The sequence below is a fragment of the uncultured Thiodictyon sp. genome, from assembly GCA_903837595.1.
Classification (GTDB): domain Bacteria; phylum Pseudomonadota; class Gammaproteobacteria; order Chromatiales; family Chromatiaceae; genus Thiodictyon.
The window spans coordinates 1-18750 of record CAILVI010000138.1; the positions used below are offsets into that span (position 1 = coordinate 1).

The window sequence follows — 18750 nt, forward strand, 5'->3', positions numbered from 1 at the left end:
CCTTCCCCGTAGGGACCGCGGCGCGGACCGATCACGGCTTGTGCAGATTCGCCGGGCGCGATGTAGAATCCAGCCAGGTGAATCACCTTCGGTCACGCACGATGGACACGGCCAAGAGACCCTTGGCAGACATGTTGATCGAGCGGCGCCGCGAGTTGGAAGAGGCGCGGCGCGAGGGCGAGCGTAAGGATCTGCGCTTTCGCGTCGAGTCCGTCGAGATCGAGATCGAGCTGGAGGTGACCGTCGCCAAGAGTGCCGAGGCCGGCGCCGGCTGCAAATTCTGAGTCATGAATGGCGACGCGAAGGGCAGGATCGGCACCGAATCACTCCAGACCCTGCGCCTCAAGCCCCCGCTTACCCCCTCGCCGCCGCCCCCCCTGAGCGCTCCGTGAAATGGGCGAGCCGGGGGCTTTCCCCGGGCCAGCGTCGGCAATGCCCAACGCGAGCTGGGGGACTTCCTCGGGGACGTCATGAGCATGTCCGGTATCGGCGACCGGCTCCTGTCCTTGACCAGCGAGCTGAAGGCCGGCAATGCCCAAGCACGCCAGACACCGCGGTTGCATGGCAGAGGCCGGCGCTGGTGCCCCCGGGCCTCGCTCAGGAACCACTGGAGATTGCGAACGATGACAGCATCCGGTATCCCGCCAACGCTCACACCGCTCGCCGCTGCCGACGTCATCACTCGCCTTGAGTCCTTGCTGGGCTGCTGCGACGCACCGGAAACACTCCGCACGCAGCTGCGCCAGCTCATCGCCGAGGCGCGGGCGAGTATGGATCACCCGCCGCGCCGGTCCGCTGGACCCGCGCAAGACACGCTGGAACCGCCGGGTGCGCAGCCGTCGGCGCCGTGCGGACAGCAACTGCGTGCCCTCCCCGCGACACGGCTCGCCCAGTGCGCCGGGCGGCATACGGCCGGGGCGCTCATCGCCGTCCTACCCCATGAACTCAGTCAACCGTTGGCCGCGATTGCCATGTACAGTAACGTCGCCAGCGCGTTGCTCCAGTCGGGGACGTTGGCGCCGGACGCGTTGGCGGATGTCATGGATCGGATCCAGGGCCAGGTAAAGCGCGCTGCTGAGATCCTCGCGCGGTTGCGCGAGCTCGTGCGTTCCGACGGGGCAGAACCGAGCTCCACCGACCTGTGCCAGACCCTCGCCGAGGCGGTTGCTCTGATACGCCCCCTCGCCGCCCACAAGCAGGTACAGCTTTTCGTGGATTTTCCGGCGGAGCCGGTGAGGCTTCAGGTCAGCAAGACCGTCATCGGCCAGATAGTGCTCCACCTGCTGTTCAACAGCATCGAGGCGATCGAGCAGGCCGGCACTGCGCAACGCCGGGTGCGCCTGAGCGTCCATCCCGAACCCATGGGGGTGCAGGTCACCGTGCAGGACAGCGGCCCGGGGATCAGACCCGAAGACGCCGAGCGTATCTTCAAGGCCTTCGAGAGCGACAAATCCGCGGGCTGTGGGCTCGGACTCGCCATCAGCCGGGCGCTGATCGAGCCACTGGGTGGACACCTGTGGGTGGATCCTCGGGTAACCGACGGGGCGACCCTGCACTTGCGGTTACCGCGGTCTGCCCACACTGAGGCCGATCAATGACTCCCCTGCGGGACCCGAGGCAACAGCAACGGAGGTATCGATGAGCGATCAGCCGACCGTGTTTGTCGTGGATGATGATGAGGGCGTGTGCGAGGCCATCGACTGGTCACTGCGCCAGGCGGGATTGCGCGTCGAGTCCTTCCCTTCAGCTGAGTCCTTCCTGTCGGCTCACGGCGAACGCCCAGGCTGCCTGGTCCTGGATGTGCGCATGCAAGGCATGAGCGGTCTGGACCTGCAAGAGGTGCTGAAGGCGCGCGGCTCTGAGCTACCGATCATCTTCATCACCGGCTACGGCGACATCCCCACCACCGTGCAGGCGATCAAGGCCGGGGCGGTGGACTTCGTGGAGAAGCCCGTCGCCTGGGACGTCCTGATCGTTCGTATTCGGGAGGCGCTCCGGGAGGATGAGCGGCGCCGTTCCCAGCGTGCGGGACGCACCGAGATCCGTGAGCGCTACCAGCGGCTGACGGTGCGCGAACGCGAAGTCATGGAACTGGTGACCAAGGGGCTCTCCAACAAGGAGATTGCGCGGTTACTCGAAATCAGCTCGCGCACGGTGGAAAATCATCGCGCGCGGGTCATGACGACCATGCAGGCAGACAGCCTGGCCACGCTCTGCAACATGGCCAGCGTCGTGCTGTCTTAAGACCAGACGGCCGGCCCCCTGGACGTTTCCATGGCCGCTGCGAGGTGCTGGCGTGACGCATAGTTGGCGTCGCCCTGGATCAGTGCGAACCGCCCCCGGATATCCCGATCGTCGGCCAGCACGACCACGGTCGCACCCGAGCGCCGCAGGTCCGCGGTGAGCTTAAGTAGCAGCGCGATCCCGGAATCGAACACCCGCTCGACACGGGTCAGGTCCATGATGCAGGTTCGCAGCCCAGCGTGCAGCTGCGGGACTATCCCGAACACCTCGTTAGCCATCGCCAGGTCCAAGGAGCCCTCGAAGGCCAAATCAAGCAGGTCGTCCTCTGGAGTGTACACGGAAGTTATCGGCATGGGATGTCATTCTCCGCTGGCTCGCCGCTGACTTGAGGCCGCGGCGCTTTTGTCGTGATTTTGGTTCGACCGCGTCCGGCTAGTGCGCTAGGGCCGCGGGCAGCAGACGGCAACACTCTTTTCTAACCACCTGGTAGCACTCGCACGCACGCGCCTCCAGGCCCCGGCGATCCAGCACGGTGATGTGGCCCCGACGGTAGCGAATCAAACCGGCATGCTGCAATTTCCCGGCGGCCTCGCTCACCCCCTCGCGCCTGACGCCCAGGCTTTTGGCAATCAGTTGCTGGGTCATATCCAGTTCGTTCGAGGGCAACCGGTCGAGACTGAGCAGCAGCCGCCGGCAGAGTTGCTGGTCGACCGAGTGGTGCCGATTGCAGGCCGCGGTCTGCCCCATTTGGGTGAGCAGGGCCGCGGTGTAGCGCAGCAACAGCTGCTGCAACGGCATGGAGTGGGCGCATTCCTCCTTGAACAGGTGCCCGGTGAGCCGATAGCCGTAACCCGCACTCTGTACCACGGCCCGTGTTGGCATGGTCGGGTCGCCCAGGAAGAGGGCAATACCGACGATGCCCTCATTGCCGATGACGGCGATCTCCCCAGACGTACCGTTCTCCAGAACGTTCAACAGGGAGACTATGGCGTTGATGGGGAAATAGACATGCTCCAATCGCTCACCAGCCTCGTATAGGGTCTGGCCACGCGACATTGCAATGAGTTGTAAGTGGGGCAGCAGTCGCTCATACATGGCCGCGGGCAATGCGGAGAGCAACTTATTGTTGAGTGGATTCGTGGGGTTTTGTAACATGGCCATAAACTAACCTCCAGCGGGTTTGGTAACGATTCCAGGGAACGTGTGTATGACCAACAGCATCCCCACTCAAGCGTCGCTGCGGTCTGGGCTGCTGTTTAACTGGGGTCGCGGCAGGCCGCGCAAGTCCCGCACGGAGTCAGGAGTCGAGCGGTCCGCCGCCGCCATCGCCGGGTCGAGGCGCCGTCGGTGTCGGCAGATCGGCGAGGCCTTTGGGGCGTGCTGCCAATTGCAGTATTTTCCACACTGCCGGTGGCACGCTATCCGTAAGAATACTCAGTCCCACCGACCGGTCGCTGAGTAGTTATCCGGATATACAAATTCAGCGATATGGCAAGAATGTCAGGAAAAGACAAAAGCGGAGGACATCCATGCAAACACTAGACGGCTATTGCAGCACCCACTCGGATCTACGCCAGATGATCCACGACCTGCGCCCGCTCCTCACCCCGGATAAACTGCGCATTCGCCCCCATGCCCGCACGGCCTACCAGCTGTTGTGCGATCTGGACGAGCGGGTGCAGAGTCACCTGGCGGAGGCGGATTGCGGCCTGTACCCCAAGCTGCTGATCCATGATGACCCTAAAGTTAAGTCGATGGCCTGGGGCTTCATCAGCAGCGAGGGGGCGCTGCGTCTCATGTTCGAAAACTACTATAAGAAGTGGCTGAAAAACGCCGATTTCAATTTCAGCGACAATTTCTTGGCTGAGACCCATCAGGTCTTTGAGGTGATCGATCAGCGACTTGATCGCGAAGAGGAGGTTCTCATGCCAAAACTGCTGGAGATCGGTATGTTGCACCAGGCGCACGCCTAGCTCGCCTGATGGTTTCCGTCTCCGGGGGCCTTCGATCGGCGACCCGCGGGCCGAGTGGCGCCCTCGCTTAAGCCGAATCGTAAGCAATCCTGCCGACGCGCCCCTGCATGTGGTCAGCAACGCATTCAGGGCTGCGGGTAACACCGGGTTGACCAGTCGAGACGCTGTACGACTCGCATGCTGGTTACTGTGTCGCTCAGTGTCTGGCACGTTCGTCCTCCTGCGCATCCAGCCGATCGACCCATAGCACGTACACGATGCCCAGCAGTACGGCGAATACCGCCAAGCTGAATGCGATCCCCACCAGCGTCCAGGCGCTCACTGCGCACCCCCCGGTCCGGTGCCCGGCACCATGCGCTTGATCAGGGTAACGGCCATGGCGCCCGCGCCACCCCGGAAGATGAAAGTGGCGGGCGCCTGGGCCGTTCCCCTCCCCGGCCTTCCCCCAATAGGGGAGGGAGAAGTGGAGCGCGCTCCCGGCGCGACTTTCACGGTAAAGGTTGCGTTGGTCATTGCCATACCAGCAGCACGGCCAGCGCAACGGCCGGGATGATCAGGTCGCGTACCCAAGACCGGGACCAGGGAGAGGGATTCGTGAGCATGATGCGGTACCTTCGCTAGGTTGGCCAGGCGCCATCTGGGCGCAGCTGGAGGCTCCGCGGCCTTCACCGCAGAACGCAGTAAAAAAACCCAGGACCGGTGGGTGGGGGGCGCCGGTGTCCTGGGTAGTGGTGAGCCTGGCCACTGCGGTATAGTGTGTCGCCATGGCGTGAAATCTGACTATCCGGGGAAATACTCAGTGTGGGGTGATAGTATCCGCACGCGATTGAACATCGACAGCGTTTGAGGCCCGCGATGGATCAAGACGCCGATCTGCGAGCGCAGGGGCACGCCATTCTCACGGGTATGGCGAGGATACTGCGCGAGGCGGTCGCCGGCCCGAGCAAGGCGGCGCTGGGCCACGCCTGCCTGAGCGTGGTACAGGAGGTGACACATAGCCCGCTCGGCTTCATCGGGATGGTCAACCCCGACACGGGTGTACTGGAAGACATCGCCGTCAGCGATGGGGGCTTGGAGTGCCCGCAGATGCCTGCGCGAGCTGGCCCCGACCAGCCGCTGTCCGTCGGCTTCGATCTCTGCGGGTTCTGCGCCCGGGTGCTGTCCGCTGGCCAGGGATTGATCGCCGATGACCTACCCACGCCAGTGCGCACCGGCGCCCGATGCGATCATCCCCCACTGGGCGCCTTCTTGGGGATGCCCCTCATCCACGCGGGTCAACCGATCGGGTTGGTTGGCCTCGGCAACCGCGAAGGTGGCTACGGGCCGGCGGAGCTGGGGGCGATTGAGGGGCTGGTGCCGGCCATCGTGCAGGTGTTGCTAGCCAACCGGGCCGCGGCGGTGCTGCGTGAGCGCGCGCAACTGCTGGCAGATGTCCAGTCCCAGCAAGCCTTGCTGGACGCCGTGATCGAGCACCTGCCCGTCGGCATCGGGATTGCCGAGGCCCCATCGGGGCGGTTACTGCGCATCAACGAGCGCACGCGCGAGATCTGGCGGATGGACACGATGGCGGCGGCCAGTCCGTCCGAGTATGGCCAATACATCGGGTTTCATCCCGACGGGCGACGCTACGTCCCCGAGGATTGGCAATTGGTGCGGGCACTTCAAGGGGAAGTGATTCGTGGGGAGGAGGTCGCCTTCCTGCGCGGCGATGGTGCGTGCCGGATCATGCGCAGTAACGCCGCGCCGGTCCTGGACGCCCACGGTCACACGATTGCTGCGGTCGTCGTCATTGATGATATCACTGAGCACAAACGGACCGAGGATGCGTTGCGTGAGAAGGATCGGCTGCTGTCCGAATCCCAGCGCATCGCCCACATCGGCAGTTGGATTTACGACCGCGTCGGTCAGATTACCTGGTCGGAGGAGACCTATCGCCTCTGGGGCGTCGACCCGGACACCTTCATCCCGAATGGCGAAACGTTCGAGCAGCTGATCCACCCGGACGATCGACTGGCGATGCGCGCCTGGATTGCCACCTGTATGGCAGGGGAGCGTCCGGATGATCTGGTGTTTCGCCGGGTCCTGCCCGACGGGCGCCTGCGCTATCTCTGCGGTCGTGGTGAGTTGAAACGCGATGCCGAAGGGCGTCCCATCCACATGGCAGGGACGGTACAGGATATCACTGAGCGCAAGCAGATCGAGGACGTGCAAGCCTTCTTGGCGCAGACCAGCAGCACGGCGACGGATGCGTCTTTTTTTCATGCCTTGGCGCGCCACCTGGCCGAGCGCCTGGGCGTGTTCTACGTCTGCATCGATCGGCTCGAAGGGGATGGCTTGAACGCCCGCACCCTGGCCATCTGGTGCGATGGGCACTTCGAGGACAACATGACGTATGCCTTGAGGGATACACCCTGCGGCGAGGCCGTGAGCCAGGCGGTCTGTTGCTTCCCGGCCCAGGTCCGGCAGCGTTTCCCGCGTGACCAGGCGCTCCAGGACCTGGGCGCGGAGAGCTATCTGGGGGCGACGCTCCGGGACCACGCCGGAGCGCCGATTGGCCTGATCGCACTCATCTGGCGCGCGCCGTTGGATCAGCGCTCGCTCGCTGAAACGATCCTGAAACAGGTGGCGATCCGCGCGGCCGGCGAGTTGGAGCGTCTGTTTGCCGAGGAGGCGCTGCGGGAGGTGGACCGGCGCAAGGACGAGTTCCTCGCCACCCTCGCACATGAGCTGCGCAATCCGCTGGCACCACTGAGGACCGGACTCGATCTGCTGCGTCTGCGGGGCCAGGGTCCGGAGATCGCCGGGCGTGCTCAGGCCATGATGGAGCGTCAGCTCGCGCATCTGGTCCGGTTGGTCGACGACCTGTTGGACGTCTCGCGCATCACCCGCGGCAAGATCGAGCTGCGCCGGGAGCCCGTTGATCTGTGCGAGACCGTCCGCGCCGCCATGGAGGTCGTGAGCGCGAGCACGCTCGACACCCAACGCCAGCTGGTTGCGCGCCTGCCCAACGAGCCGCTGACGGTGGGGGGCGACCCGGTTCGCCTGGCGCAGAGCGTCGGGAACCTGCTCAACAACGCCATCAAATTTACCAACGTGGGCGGACACATCTGGCTCACCCTCGGGCGTGATGGTGGTGAGGCCAAGCTCTCGGTGCGCGACGATGGCGAGGGGATCCCGGCCGATCAGCGCAATGCGATCTTCGAGCTGTTCGCACAAGCCCATCCGACCCGCCGTGGTGGTCTAGGGATCGGGCTCGCACTGGTACGCAGCCTCGTGCAGTTGCATGGCGGCCAGGTCGAGGCCCGCAGCGACGGCCCCGGACAGGGTAGCGAGTTCGTCATTCGTCTGCCGTTGCTGGAGGTGGCGCCCACGCCGTTGCTCGTCGCTGCCGAGCCAGCGGTCATGGTTCCGCTGTCGCGACAGATCCTGGTGGTGGACGACCATCCCGATATTGCGGACAGTTTGGGGATCTTGCTGCGCCTGCTGGGTGCGCAGGTGCGTATCGTCTATAACGGTGCGCAGGCCCTGGAGGCGTTCAGCAGCGAGCGGCCCGATGTGGTCTTTCTCGACCTTGGTTTGCCGGACATGGACGGTTACGAGGTGGCGCGGCGCATGCGCGCGCACGACCCGACTGGCAGCCTCGTGCTCGTGGCCGTGACTGGCTGGGGCGCTGAGCAAGACCGCCGACGCGTCCAGTTGGCCGGCTTCGACCACCACCTCATCAAGCCCGCGAGCCTCGACGATCTGCAAGCGGTTCTTGGTCGTTCATTTGCGGCTTAACTGCTCTTTTTAGGGTTAAGGCCCCGTCCTGGGCTGGCCAATTTGGATCGTCGAGTGGGCGGTTCGCGCGCCGCAGACGGCGTTACCCACGCTGGTCCCGTGGTCCCGGCGGGTGCCGCGCCGCCCTGGGCCGGAAGGCGCGCACCCGCAGCGCCAGCCGCTCCCCGTCGGCCGTCGTGTGGTGTGCCGTGAAGTGGCAGCGCACATACAGGCCGACGATCTGCCCCACCGCCACGGCCAGGTCGGGCCGCGCCGCGCCGACCCGACGGGCGAAGTCGGCGGGGCCTTCCCCGGATGCCCTGGTCAACCCGACGCGCGCCAGTCGCCGGCACAGCAGGGAATAACTGCGCGTGACCGGGTCCTGCGGCTGCGCCTGCCGCATCAGCGCGAGCAGTATCAGGCCCATCACCAGTGCCACCGAGGTCATCATGATCCCCGCCAGGGCGAGCTCGCCATACTCGCGCAGCCCCAGGCCGTCGACCAGGCGCTTCTGCTCCTCGCTGGAGAAGTCCAGGACCCAGCCCTGCCAGGCGGCATCCACGCTGTCGGCCAGGTAGCGCAGCTGCCGGATGGCCCGGCCCAGCGGCCCGGCCGCGTCGATCTGGAACCGTAGCGGGGCGCCGGCACCCAGCAGCCGGGAGGCGCCCTGGTTATCGACCCGAAAGGACGCGACGGCGCTGGTCGGGTCGACCCGCACCCAACCGCGCCCGGCGATGGCGACTTCCACCCAGGCGTGGGCATCGGACTGCCAGACCATGTGGTAGCCGCCGATCCGATTGGGTTCCCCGCCGAGATAGCCGAGTACGACCCGGGCCGGCACCCCGGCCAGGCGCATCAGGATCGCGAAGCTGCCGGCGTAGTGCTCGCAGAAGCCGCTGCGGGTCTCGAACAGAAACTCATCCCAGGGGTTGGCCCCGAGTCGCGGCGGCAGCAGGGTGTAGTGGAATTCCTCGTGATTGAAGAAGTTGAGGCCCGCCTGGACCAGGTCCCAGTCGGTCGCGCCGTCGCGCGACCAGCCGGCGACCAGTGAACGCATCCGCGCGGTGACGTTGCGCGGTACCTGTAGGGCGTAGCGGCGCTCGGCCTCGCTCGGCGCTTTGGTCTGGTAGCTCAGGGCCGATCGGGCGTGGTAACGCTTGGCGCTGCTGATGGGTGCGGTCGCGGTCAACGCAAACCCGGCCCCGAGTCGGGTGTCCGCCGGGTATTCGTCCGGGGCTTGCGCCGGCAGGTCCAGGGTGAACAGCCAACGCTGCCGCGACGGCTCCAGTACAACCTCGTAGTCGATGAGGTCCGCCATCTGAGCCAGGCGATCGGCCTTCCCCGGCGGCAGGTCCGCTCCCTGGGACCAGCGGCGATCGTCCACCTCCCAGAGCACCAGGCCGCGCCAGTAGAGCTGCTGCCGCTTCGGTGCGGGTGTGGCGAAGCGGGCGCGGAAGGCGAGTTCGCCATTGATCACCAGTTCGCCGACTGAGCCGGGCTCCAGGTGGTCGGTCATGCCGATGGTGCCGGTGTCCCGCTCCAGGCCCAGGTTCCACAGGGGGGCGTCGAGCCGCGGGAAGAGCAGAAACAGCACCACGGTCAGGGGCGCCGCCTGGAGCGTCAGGCGCGCCGTGACGGCGGCGGTGCGGCGCCAGGGTGCGGCCCCCAGTCCGCCGTTGAGATCCACCAGGAGCGCCACAGTCATGACCGCCACGGCGCCGAGGTACAGGGTCAGTCCGAGTCCGCGATCGAACAGGAACTGCACCGTGATCAGCAGGCCGAGCACGATGGCGACCACCCGATGGTCGCGGCGTGTGCGCAGCTCCAGAAGCTTGAGCGCCAGCATGGTGACCAGCAGCGCCGTGCCCCCCACCTTGCCGACCAGGCTTTGATTGGCGACCAGACAGTTAAGCCCCCCGACCAGGGTCAGGATCAACAGGGTCCAGCGTCCCGGCGTGGCCGCCGGCCAGCGCGCGGCGGCGAACCGCAACACCAGCACCAGCGCGAGGAAGGCAGAAACCTCCCAGGCCATGAAGCGCCCGAGCGGCAGATAGGCGGCCGCAACCGTCAGGGTGATCGCGAGCGTCTGGTCGCGTCGGGACGGCGCGTCGATGAGGTCAGGCTTGGCCATGATTGCCAATGCCATCCCCGCCGGGATTGAAGAGGGCCAGTGCCGCCAGGCACTGCTGCAGGTGGATCTGGCCCCGGTCCAGGGGGAGCTCGCGCCCGGGCAGCCGCAGCCCGAACCGCACCTGGGAGCGCGCGGTATCCAGTAGCTGGCGGGTCAGCAGGCTGATCCTGAGCTCTGGGTCCGGGGTGCTGAGCTGCGCCCAGTCGATCCAGACGTCGAGCCCCTCCTCGCCGCCGAACTGTTTGACGATCAGGCCGCGCTCGCGTGCCAGAGCCTTCCAATCTAGGTGGCGGGGGGAGTCCCCGTACCGATACTCACGCGGCCCCAGGTAGTCGTCGCGGCCCTCGCCGCCGCGCTGGGCCGGGCGTCGCGCCTGGCCCTGGTCCTGCACCGGCGCCGGTGCCGTCGCCGCCGGCCGCGGATAGACCAGGGTCTGCGCCCCACTCTGCGCATAAGACCAAGCGCGAAAGAGATGCATCGGGTGGCGGGTCTCCAGTTCCACCGCCGGCAGCGCCAGCAGGCCGCGGCGCCGGGTCGGCAGGCCCAGCAGCACCATCTGTTGGTCGCGGGCGTTCAAGCAAACCGGCGTGCCGGGGTCGATACCGCCCGCCAGGCGCAAGTCGAACCGCGCGGCTGCGCGCGTGTTGTGCAGGGTGACCTCGAACTGGGCGGGGGTGCCGGCAAACACGGCCGGACCGGGCCGGACCTGCACCGCGAGGCCGAGCAGGTTGAACCAGCAGTGATGCATGGCCACCAGCCCGACGGCGACCAGGAAGAATGTGAACATGAGCCCTAGGTTGTTCTGATAGTTCAGTGAGCCCATGAGCATCGTGAAGGCGGCGATGGCGTACAACAACCCGGTCGGGGTCGGCATGATATAGATCTGGGCCGCGGCGATCCGCGCGATGCCGTCGGCGTCCAGCGGCGCCTTGCGCAGCAGGTCCTGTAGCCGGCGTTGCAGGTTGGCCCGGAACCCACCGCCACCGGCCCCGGTGGCACTCACGGTACCGGCACCGCGGCCAGGATGAGCGCCGCCACCTCGTCGTGATCCAGGCGTCCGGCGGCATCCCCGCCCACCAGCCGATGGATGCAGCAGGCCGGCACGACCGCCTGGACATCCTCCGGGATCACATAGGTACGTCCCGCCAGCAGCGCCCAGGCCTTGGACGCCCGCAGCAGGCCCACACCCGCCCGGGGCGAGAGCCCGTGGACGAAGCGCTCGCTGCGGCGGGTAAACTGGAGGATGGCGAGGCAGTAGTCGATGATCGGTGCGGTGGCCGTGACCTGGGAGACCAGCCCTTGCAGCCGGGCGAGGTCGGCCGCCGTCAGGATGGCTGGTTGTCGCTCGACCATGGCCCGTCGATCCTCTCCGGCCAGCAGCACCTTCTCCTGGGCGGCGGGCGGATAGCCCAGGCGGATGCGCATGAGGAACCGATCGAGCTGGGACTCCGGCAGCGGATAGGTGCCGATCTGGTAGGAGGGGTTCTGGGTCGCGATCACGAAGAAGGGGTCCGGCAGGGGTCTGGTCTCCCCGTCGACGGTGACCTGGCGCTCTTCCATGGCCTCCAGCAGGGCGCTCTGGGCCTTGGGCGTGGCCCGGTTGATTTCGTCCGCCAGCACCAGCTGCGAAAACACTGGGCCGGGGTGGAAGCGGAAGCGCTCGTTGTCCCGCTCATAGACCGAGACCCCAATCACGTCCGCCGGGAGCAGATCGCTGGTGAACTGGATGCGCGAATACTGGAGCCCCAAGAGCCGTGCCAACAGGTGGGCCAGGGTCGTCTTGCCCACCCCCGGCAGGTCCTCGATCAGCAGGTGGCCGCGGGCCAGCAGGCAGGCCAGGGCTAACCGCAAGGCGTGTTCCTTGCCCAGGATGATGGCCCCGGCCGCGGCCAGGACCTGCTCAGTCAGGTTGGCCTGGGGGGGATCGGGGTGGATCGTGGTTGGTAGAGACCCTTTCACGCGTTGTCCTCGGCGGCGCTCGGGCACCGGTGGTAGGGGACGCCGTCACTGAAAAAGCCTGATATTCCAGTGGTAAGGCTCGATTGGGTTAAACTGCGGCCTCCTCTCGGATACTTAAAGACCGCGCCTCATGTTTGCGACCGATTCATACGATGTCATCGTCATTGGCGGCGGCCATGCCGGGACCGAGGCGGCCTTGGCCGCGTCCCGCATGGGTGTGCGTACCCTGCTGCTGACCCACAACATCGAGACCATCGGTGCGATGTCCTGCAACCCGGCCATCGGCGGCATCGGCAAGGGCCACCTGGTCAGGGAGATCGATGCCTTGGGCGGGCTCATGGCCCGCGCGGCCGACCGCGCGGGCATCCAGTTTCGCATCCTGAACGCCAGCAAGGGGCCGGCGGTGCGGGCCACCCGCGCCCAGGCCGATCGGGTACTGTACAAGGCGGCCGTGCGCGCCGCTTGCGAGGACCAGCCCAATCTCGCGATCTTCCAGCAGGCGGCGGACGACCTGCTCATCGAGGCGGGTCGGGTCGTGGGCGTGCGCACCCAGATGGGGCTGTGTTTCGCGTCCCGCGCCGTTGTGCTCACCGTGGGGACCTTTCTGGCCGGGCGCATCCATGTCGGGCTCGCCAATTATGCGGGCGGGCGCGCGGGCGATCCACCGGCCAATGCCCTGGCCCAGCGCCTGCGGGAACTGCCGTTGCGTCCGGCGCGGCTCAAGACCGGGACCCCGCCGCGCATCGATGGGCGGACCATCGATTACAGCCACCTGGAGGAACAACCCGGCGACCGGCCGACGCCGGTCTTCTCCTTCCTCGGAGCCGTTGCGGACCACCCGCGGCAGGTGAGCTGCTTCATCGCCCACACCAACGCCCACACTCACGACCTGATCCGCGGCGGACTCTCCCGCTCACCCTTATATACCGGGGTGATCGAGGGCGTCGGCCCGCGCTACTGCCCGTCCATCGAGGACAAGGTGGTGCGCTTTGCCGACAAACAAAGCCATCAGGTCTTTGTGGAGCCCGAGGGTCTGTGTACCCATGAGGTCTACCCCAACGGCATCTCCACCAGCCTGCCCTACGACATCCAGCTGGCCCTGGTGCGCTCCATCGCGGGCTTCGAGCAGGCCCACATCACCCGTCCGGGCTACGCGATCGAATACGACTTCTTCGATCCGCGGGACCTGCACGCGACCCTGGAGACGAATCATCTGGAGAACCTGTATTTTGCCGGCCAGATCAACGGGACCACCGGCTATGAGGAGGCCGCCGCCCAGGGACTCCTGGCCGGGGCCAACGCCGCGCTGCGGGTCCAGGGCCGCGACCCCTGGTATCCGCGGCGCGATGAGGCCTATCTGGGGGTGCTGGTGGACGATCTCATCACCCGCGGGACCACCGAGCCGTACCGTATGTTCACCAGCCGCGCCGAGTACCGTCTGTTGTTGCGTGAGGACAATGCGGATCTGCGCCTGACGCAGACCGGGCGACAACTGGGGCTCGTCGGTGAGGCGCAGTGGCGTGCCTTCGACAGCAAGCGCGAGGCCATCGCCCGGGAGCGCGAGCGGCTGCGCGAGACCTGGGTGCGTCCGGCGGCGGTGCCGATTGAGGATCAGGTGGCGGTCCTGGGTGAGCCGCTGCGCCAGGAGGTCCGCGCGCTGGATCTGCTGGCCCGGCCCCAGGTCGACTGGCCGGGTATCGTGCGCCTGACCGGTGAGCCGCCCGCCCCGGTGGTGGCCGCGGTGGCGGAGCAACTGGAGATCCAGTCGCACTACCACGGCTATATCGTGCGCCAGCAGGCGGAGATCGATCGCCAGCGTGACCAGGAGGCCAAGCCGCTGCCGGCCGACTTCGACTTCGCGCTGGTGCGTGGGCTCTCCGTGGAGGTGTGCGAAAAGCTCTCCCGGGTGCGGCCCGCGACCCTGGGTCAGGCGGGGCGCGTCCCCGGCGTCACCCCCGCCGCCGTGTCGCTGCTGCTGATTCACCTCAAGCGCTACGCCGGGTAAGAAAAAGGTCTCACGCCAAGGCGCCAAGGCGCCAAGATGTTACCCGGCGGTTGGAAATAGGACAGGATTAACAGGATGTCTCAGGATTAACAGGATTAAGGAACGGTTAGTCAATGTCTTGAGAATCTTGTAAATCCTGAGACATCCTGTTAATCCTGTCCATTTATCCTCAGGCCACTCCGGCCTCACATGGTTACGAAAGTGTTTTTTTACCGTCTTGTCGATTCTTCTTCCCTTGGCGCCTTGGCGCCTTGGCGTGAGACCCTTTTTTCTCCGCACGCCTGGGTCAGGCGATGACCCAAGACCCTTTCGAGCACCAGGGTCCGCTGGCCGCGCGGTTGGCCGAGGGTGTGGCCGCGCTCGGGTTGACGCTCGCGCCGGGGCAGGGCGAGCGGCTGCTCGACCTCCTGGCACTCCTGGCCCGCTGGAACCGCGCCTACAACCTCACCGCCGTGCGCGACCCGCTCGAGCAGGTCTCGCGTCACCTGCTCGACAGCCTCGCGATCCTGCCGTATCTCACGGGTGAGTCGGTGTTGGACCTGGGCACCGGGGCGGGGCTACCGGGATTGCCGCTCGCCATCTGCGATCCCGGCCGGCGCTACTGGCTGCTCGACGGCAACGGCAAGAAGGTCCGGTTTGTGCGTCAGGCGGTGCTTGAGCTCGGGCTCGCGCACGTGCAGGGCGAGCATAGCCGCATCGAGTCGTACCGGCCGGGGCGAAAATTCAGTACCATAGTGAGTCGGGCCGTGGCCACGATCGCACAGATCGAAGGCCTGGCGGCCCCTCTGCTCGAACGTCCGGGTCGCTTGCTGGTCATGAAGGGCCGCTACCCCCAGGACGAGCTCCAAGACCCGGCGCTCCGCGAGCTCGACTTGGCCGTGCATAAGCTGTTCGTGCCCTTCCTCGAAGGCGAACGTCATCTGATCGAGATCCGCTGTGAGTGAACCTGCCATGGCCCGAATCATCGCCGTTGCCAACCAGAAGGGTGGGGTCGGCAAAACGACCACCGCCGTCAACCTGGCCGCGTCCCTGGCCTCCATGCAGCGGCGTGTCCTGCTGGTAGATATGGACCCCCAGGGCAACGCCACCATGGGTTGCGGGGTCGACAAGCACAGCATCGAGTGCTCCAGCTGCGACGTGCTGCTCTCTGACGCGGCCTTCGCGGACTGCGTGCGGCGGGTCTTGGAGCCGGCCCCCGGTTTCGATCTGCTGCCCTCTAACTCCGACCTGACCGCCGCTGAGGTGGGTCTGATCGGCTCGGTCGACCGGGAGCGGCGCCTCGAGCGGGTGTTGGCGAACGTGTCCGCGGCCTACGACCTGGTCATCATCGACTGCCCGCCGTCGCTCAACATGCTGACGCTCAATGCACTGGTGGCCGCCCAAGGGGTGCTGATCCCCATCCAGTGCGAGTACTACGCCCTGGAGGGTCTGTCCGCCCTGATCGATACCATCGATCAGGTCCGCGACAGCCGCAACGCCGGTCTGCAGATCGAGGGTATCCTGCGCACCATGCACGACCCGCGCAACAACCTGGCCAATCAGGTCTCCACCCAGCTCGTGGTCCATTTTTCCGATCAGGTCTACCGCACCATCATCCCGCGTAACGTCCGCCTGGCGGAGGCCCCCAGTCACGGCCAGCCGGTGCTGTTGTACGATCCGATTTCCAAGGGGGCGCTGTCCTACCTGGCGCTCGCCAGCGAGGTGCTGCGCCGCCAAGGCAAGCGCCAACTCGCGGCCTGATCCCGATCAACTTGCCCTCTGTGTCACTGAGCCCCCATCCATGGAAGAGCAAAACATCGTAAGCCCCAAAAAACGCGGGCTCGGTCGCGGACTCGACGCCCTGCTCGGTGCGACTCGCCCGGCCGTGTTGAGCCCTGATCCGAGTCGCGACGCGGCCGGTGGGGACGGGTCTGCCGCCCCTGTCGGCGAGCGCATCACGCGGCTGCCCCTGGAGTGCATCGCGCGCGGTCGCTATCAGCCGCGCCGGGACTTCGATCCCGATGCCCTGCGCGAACTGGCGGACTCCATCGCCGTCCAGGGCGTGATCCAGCCGATCGTGGTGCGGCCGATCGCCCCGGAGCGCTACGAGCTCATCGCCGGGGAGCGCCGCTGGCGCGCCTCGCAACAGGCGGGGCTCAAGGATATCCCGGTGGTCATCCGCGACGTGGACGAGCCCACCGCGGTGGCCATCGGCCTGATCGAAAACATCCAGCGCGCGGACCTGAACCCGCTGGAGGAGGCCGGCGCGCTGGAGCGGTTGTTGATCGAGTTCCAGCTGACCCACCAGCAGATCGCCGAGGCCGTCGGCAAGTCCCGCACCACCATCACCAATCTACTGCGGCTGTTGGAGCTGAACCCGGACGTCAAGACCCATGTGGAGCAGTCCCAGCTGGAGATGGGGCACGCCCGCGCCCTGCTCGGGCTGAAAGGGCCGCAGCAGAGCGCCGCCGCCAAGCAGGTGGTGGCCGCCGGGCTCTCGGTGCGCGAGACCGAACGCCTGGTGCGCCGCCTCCAGCAGGCCGGCGAGCCGACCGCCACGCCCGCTCCCAAGGCCGAAGACCCCGATGTCCGTCGCCTGCAGGAGGACCTGGCCGCGCGGCTCGGTGCCCCGGTGCAGATCCAGCAGGGTCCGAAGGGGACCGGCAAGCTGGTGATCGCCTACCACAGTCTGGACGAGTTGGATGGCATCCTTGCACATATCAAGTGATCTGGTCGGCCGCGGTGCGTGCCGGGCTGGCCCAATGGTATGAATCGGTGTTCTCGGGCGATCGATTGGTTTAGCCTGCGTTGACCCCATTTCCGCAAGCCCTTATACTGCTCGTCTTGGCAAGGGGGACTTTACCCAACACCAGCCACTCTGATGCAACAGGCGGATGCCCAACTCGCTAAGCGGCTCTTTCAGATCCAGACGATTCTCAGTGTCATCGCGGCGGTCATTGCGTTGCCGTTCGGTTGGCACGTGGTGGTTTCGGTGCTGGTGGGGTCTGGGGTTTGTCTGTTGGCCAATCGCTTGTTTGCGCTGTGGGTCTTCCGCAGCTACCGTGCTCAGCAGCCGCAGCGGCTGCTGTTGCGTATTTATGGCGCCGAAGCAGCGAAATTGGCGTTGATCATCGGTCTCTTCGGTCTGGCGTACGTTGCCATCGATGGGCTGAGTATTCCGGCACTGCTGGCTGCATACCTGGTGATCCAGGTCGCATCCACGGTGATTGCAGCACAGTTGGGCGCCCGAGGAGGTGCCCGTGGCAAGGATGGCCAAGAACAGACCGCCACGATAGAAGCCGCCACGATAGAATCCGAGAGATGACCGATGTCGACCGCTGAACCCCTCACTTCGCAAGCATACATCCATCACCATCTCACCCATCTGGGCCTGGGCTATCTGCCGGCGGATAAGGCTGAGTTGATTGGTTCTCACCATCATGGCCTGGTGTTTGCCGCGAACTCCCAGGAGGTCGCGAGCATGGGTTTCTGGGCGATTCACCTCGATACCATGTTCTTCTCCATCCTGCTGGGGTGGCTGGCCTTCAGTTTTTTCCGCAAGGTCGCCGAGCGCGCCACCGCCGGCGTGCCCGATGGGGGGCAGAATTTCGCGGAGTGGGTCGTCGATTTCATCGACGAGAACGTCCGCGGTTCGTTCAGCGGTAAGAATCCGATGGTGGCGCCGCTCGCCCTGACTATCTTTGTCTGGGTTCTGCTTATGAACATGATGGATCTGCTGCCGGTGGACCTGCTTCCTTGGCTGTGGGGTCAGCTCTGGAGTTTGTTCGGCGCCAATCCGCATCATGTGTTCCTGCGTGTGGTCCCCACCGCGGACCCGAACACGACGTTTGCCATGGCCCTGATGGTGTTCTTCACCGTCCTGTATTACAGCTTCAAGGTGAAGGGTGTCGGCGGCTTCCTCGGTGAGTTGACGCTGCAGCCCTTCGGTGTCTGGGGTCTGCCCGCGAACCTGATCCTGGAGGGCATCAGTCTGCTGTCCAAGCCGGTTTCGCTCGCCCTGCGTCTGTTCGGCAACATGTATGCCGGTGAGATGATCTTTATCCTGATCGCGCTGATGTACAGTGGCGGCACCGTCATGGCGGTTTCCGCCGGTGGTCTGCAATTCGTCTGGGCGGTGTTTCATATCCTGATCATCACCCTGCAGGCCTTCATCTTCATGGTGCTGACGGTCGTCTATCTGGACATGGCCCACCAGACCCATCACTGATTCGTTTCGCTCTTCAACTAATCTCTCCTCTTTCCATCAACCGGAGTCACCCGTGGAACTACAAGCCGCACAAGCGTTTGCAATGGCCATCAAATTCATCGGCGCGGGCCTTATGCTCGGCCTGGGCGCGGTCGGCGCCGGTGTCGGCATCGGTGTCCTGGGTGGCCGGTTCCTGGAAGGCGCGGCCCGTCAGCCGGAGCTGATTCCGATGCTGCGGACCCAGTTCTTCATCGTCATGGGTCTCGTTGATGCCTTGCCGGTCATCGCGATCGCCATGGGCCTCTACCTGATGTTCGCCGCCTAAGCTGGAAACAGACCAGGGCAGATCCCAGGGCAGATCAGGATCAGGTGCCCGGCTGTGACCGGTCGCCCGCCAGACTTGAGGCACCCCCAGGCACCCCGCGGCACCCGAGGCAATAGATGAACTTCAATTTGACACTCATTGGCCAGATGATCTCCTTCGGGGTCTTCG

The 18750-nt window shown here is 65.8% G+C and carries 17 protein-coding genes; 12 read left to right on the forward strand and 5 right to left on the reverse strand.

The window, feature by feature from the left end:
• The 3 genes from QZY44_RS07345 to QZY44_RS07355 form a co-directional block, all read left to right on the forward strand.
• On the forward strand, positions 1–284 hold a 284-nt coding region (locus QZY44_RS07345; protein WP_295444370.1), incomplete at its 5' end, for a trypco2 family protein.
• A 339-nt stretch (positions 285–623) separates the two neighbouring features.
• Positions 624–1598, forward strand: a complete 975-nt coding sequence (locus QZY44_RS07350; protein WP_295444373.1) for a HAMP domain-containing sensor histidine kinase — start codon at positions 624–626, stop codon at positions 1596–1598.
• Positions 1599–1638: 40 nt separating this feature from the next.
• On the forward strand, positions 1639–2244 hold the full coding sequence (locus QZY44_RS07355; RefSeq protein WP_295444376.1) for a response regulator: 606 nt from the start codon (positions 1639–1641) through the stop codon (positions 2242–2244).
• On the opposite strand, the gene QZY44_RS07360 is transcribed toward QZY44_RS07355, so the two are convergent.
• On the reverse strand, positions 2241–2597 hold the full coding sequence (locus QZY44_RS07360) for a hypothetical protein (RefSeq protein WP_295444379.1): 357 nt from the start codon (positions 2595–2597) through the stop codon (positions 2241–2243). The two genes, QZY44_RS07355 and QZY44_RS07360, sit on opposite strands and share 4 nt — an antisense overlap.
• Before the next feature lie 79 nt (positions 2598–2676).
• Entirely contained in the window at positions 2677–3405 is a 729-nt protein-coding gene (locus QZY44_RS07365; RefSeq protein ID WP_295444382.1) for a Crp/Fnr family transcriptional regulator, read from the reverse strand.
• Between the two features lie 368 nt (positions 3406–3773).
• Between QZY44_RS07365 and QZY44_RS07370 the strand changes: the two genes are divergently transcribed.
• Positions 3774–4217 (forward strand): hemerythrin domain-containing protein, encoded by a 444-nt coding sequence (locus tag QZY44_RS07370; RefSeq protein WP_295444385.1) that lies wholly within the window; start codon positions 3774–3776, stop codon positions 4215–4217.
• 855 nt (positions 4218–5072) lie between these two features.
• Positions 5073–7997, forward strand: coding sequence for an ATP-binding protein (locus QZY44_RS07375; RefSeq protein ID WP_295444388.1), 2925 nt, complete (start codon positions 5073–5075; stop codon positions 7995–7997).
• Between the two features lie 82 nt (positions 7998–8079).
• Here QZY44_RS07375 and QZY44_RS07380 read toward each other — a convergent pair whose 3' ends face one another.
• The 3 genes from QZY44_RS07380 to QZY44_RS07390 are packed head-to-tail and all read right to left on the reverse strand — an operon-like array spanning position 8080 to position 12066.
• Positions 8080–10107: a DUF3488 and DUF4129 domain-containing transglutaminase family protein gene (locus QZY44_RS07380; protein WP_295444391.1), complete on the reverse strand. Its 2028-nt coding sequence runs from the start codon at positions 10105–10107 to the stop codon at positions 8080–8082.
• Complete coding sequence (locus tag QZY44_RS07385) at positions 10094–11110, reverse strand: DUF58 domain-containing protein (protein ID WP_295444393.1); 1017 nt, start codon at positions 11108–11110, stop codon at positions 10094–10096. Before QZY44_RS07385 ends, QZY44_RS07380 begins: the two co-directional genes overlap by 14 nt.
• Positions 11107–12066, reverse strand: coding sequence for an AAA family ATPase (locus tag QZY44_RS07390; RefSeq protein WP_295444396.1), 960 nt, complete (start codon positions 12064–12066; stop codon positions 11107–11109). The genes QZY44_RS07385 and QZY44_RS07390 overlap by 4 nt, the downstream gene beginning before the upstream one ends.
• A gap of 130 nt (positions 12067–12196) precedes the next feature.
• Between QZY44_RS07390 and mnmG the strand changes: the two genes are divergently transcribed.
• The 7 genes from mnmG to atpE all read left to right on the forward strand — a co-directional run bounded on the left by mnmG (position 12197) and on the right by atpE (position 18582).
• Positions 12197–14071, forward strand: coding sequence for a tRNA uridine-5-carboxymethylaminomethyl(34) synthesis enzyme MnmG (gene mnmG / locus QZY44_RS07395; protein ID WP_295444399.1), 1875 nt, complete (start codon positions 12197–12199; stop codon positions 14069–14071).
• A 293-nt stretch (positions 14072–14364) separates the two neighbouring features.
• On the forward strand, positions 14365–15015 hold the full coding sequence (gene rsmG / locus QZY44_RS07400; protein ID WP_295444402.1) for a 16S rRNA (guanine(527)-N(7))-methyltransferase RsmG: 651 nt from the start codon (positions 14365–14367) through the stop codon (positions 15013–15015).
• A gap of 7 nt (positions 15016–15022) precedes the next feature.
• Positions 15023–15811, forward strand: a complete 789-nt coding sequence (locus QZY44_RS07405) for a ParA family protein (RefSeq protein WP_295444413.1) — start codon at positions 15023–15025, stop codon at positions 15809–15811.
• A gap of 40 nt (positions 15812–15851) precedes the next feature.
• A complete protein-coding gene (locus QZY44_RS07410; RefSeq protein WP_295444404.1) occupies positions 15852–16778 on the forward strand; it encodes a ParB/RepB/Spo0J family partition protein in 927 nt (308 codons plus the stop codon).
• Between the two features lie 153 nt (positions 16779–16931).
• Positions 16932–17375 carry an ATP synthase subunit I gene (locus tag QZY44_RS07415; protein ID WP_295444407.1) on the forward strand — a complete coding sequence of 148 codons (444 nt, stop codon included), beginning with the start codon at positions 16932–16934 and terminating at the stop codon, positions 17373–17375.
• Positions 17376–17378: 3 nt separating this feature from the next.
• Positions 17379–18278: a F0F1 ATP synthase subunit A gene (gene atpB / locus QZY44_RS07420; RefSeq protein WP_295444410.1), complete on the forward strand. Its 900-nt coding sequence runs from the start codon at positions 17379–17381 to the stop codon at positions 18276–18278.
• Between the two features lie 82 nt (positions 18279–18360).
• Positions 18361–18582 (forward strand): F0F1 ATP synthase subunit C, encoded by a 222-nt coding sequence (gene atpE, locus QZY44_RS07425; RefSeq protein WP_176974909.1) that lies wholly within the window; start codon positions 18361–18363, stop codon positions 18580–18582.
• Positions 18583–18750: the final 168 nt, after the last annotated feature.

Coding starts and splice junctions, on each gene's coding strand:
- QZY44_RS07415 (WP_295444407.1), top strand. CDS start 16,932: ATGCAACAGGCGGATGCCCAACTCGCTAAGCGGCTCTTTCAGATCCAG.
- QZY44_RS07375 (WP_295444388.1), top strand. CDS start 5,073: ATGGATCAAGACGCCGATCTGCGAGCGCAGGGGCACGCCATTCTCACG.
- QZY44_RS07410 (WP_295444404.1), top strand. CDS start 15,852: ATGGAAGAGCAAAACATCGTAAGCCCCAAAAAACGCGGGCTCGGTCGC.
- mnmG (WP_295444399.1), top strand. CDS start 12,197: ATGTTTGCGACCGATTCATACGATGTCATCGTCATTGGCGGCGGCCAT.
- QZY44_RS07350 (WP_295444373.1), top strand. CDS start 624: ATGACAGCATCCGGTATCCCGCCAACGCTCACACCGCTCGCCGCTGCC.
- rsmG (WP_295444402.1), top strand. CDS start 14,365: ATGACCCAAGACCCTTTCGAGCACCAGGGTCCGCTGGCCGCGCGGTTG.
- QZY44_RS07355 (WP_295444376.1), top strand. CDS start 1,639: ATGAGCGATCAGCCGACCGTGTTTGTCGTGGATGATGATGAGGGCGTG.
- QZY44_RS07405 (WP_295444413.1), top strand. CDS start 15,023: ATGGCCCGAATCATCGCCGTTGCCAACCAGAAGGGTGGGGTCGGCAAA.
- atpB (WP_295444410.1), top strand. CDS start 17,379: ATGTCGACCGCTGAACCCCTCACTTCGCAAGCATACATCCATCACCAT.
- QZY44_RS07380 (WP_295444391.1), bottom strand. CDS start 10,107: ATGGCCAAGCCTGACCTCATCGACGCGCCGTCCCGACGCGACCAGACG.
- QZY44_RS07360 (WP_295444379.1), bottom strand. CDS start 2,597: ATGCCGATAACTTCCGTGTACACTCCAGAGGACGACCTGCTTGATTTG.
- QZY44_RS07370 (WP_295444385.1), top strand. CDS start 3,774: ATGCAAACACTAGACGGCTATTGCAGCACCCACTCGGATCTACGCCAG.
- QZY44_RS07365 (WP_295444382.1), bottom strand. CDS start 3,405: ATGGCCATGTTACAAAACCCCACGAATCCACTCAACAATAAGTTGCTC.
- atpE (WP_176974909.1), top strand. CDS start 18,361: ATGGCCATCAAATTCATCGGCGCGGGCCTTATGCTCGGCCTGGGCGCG.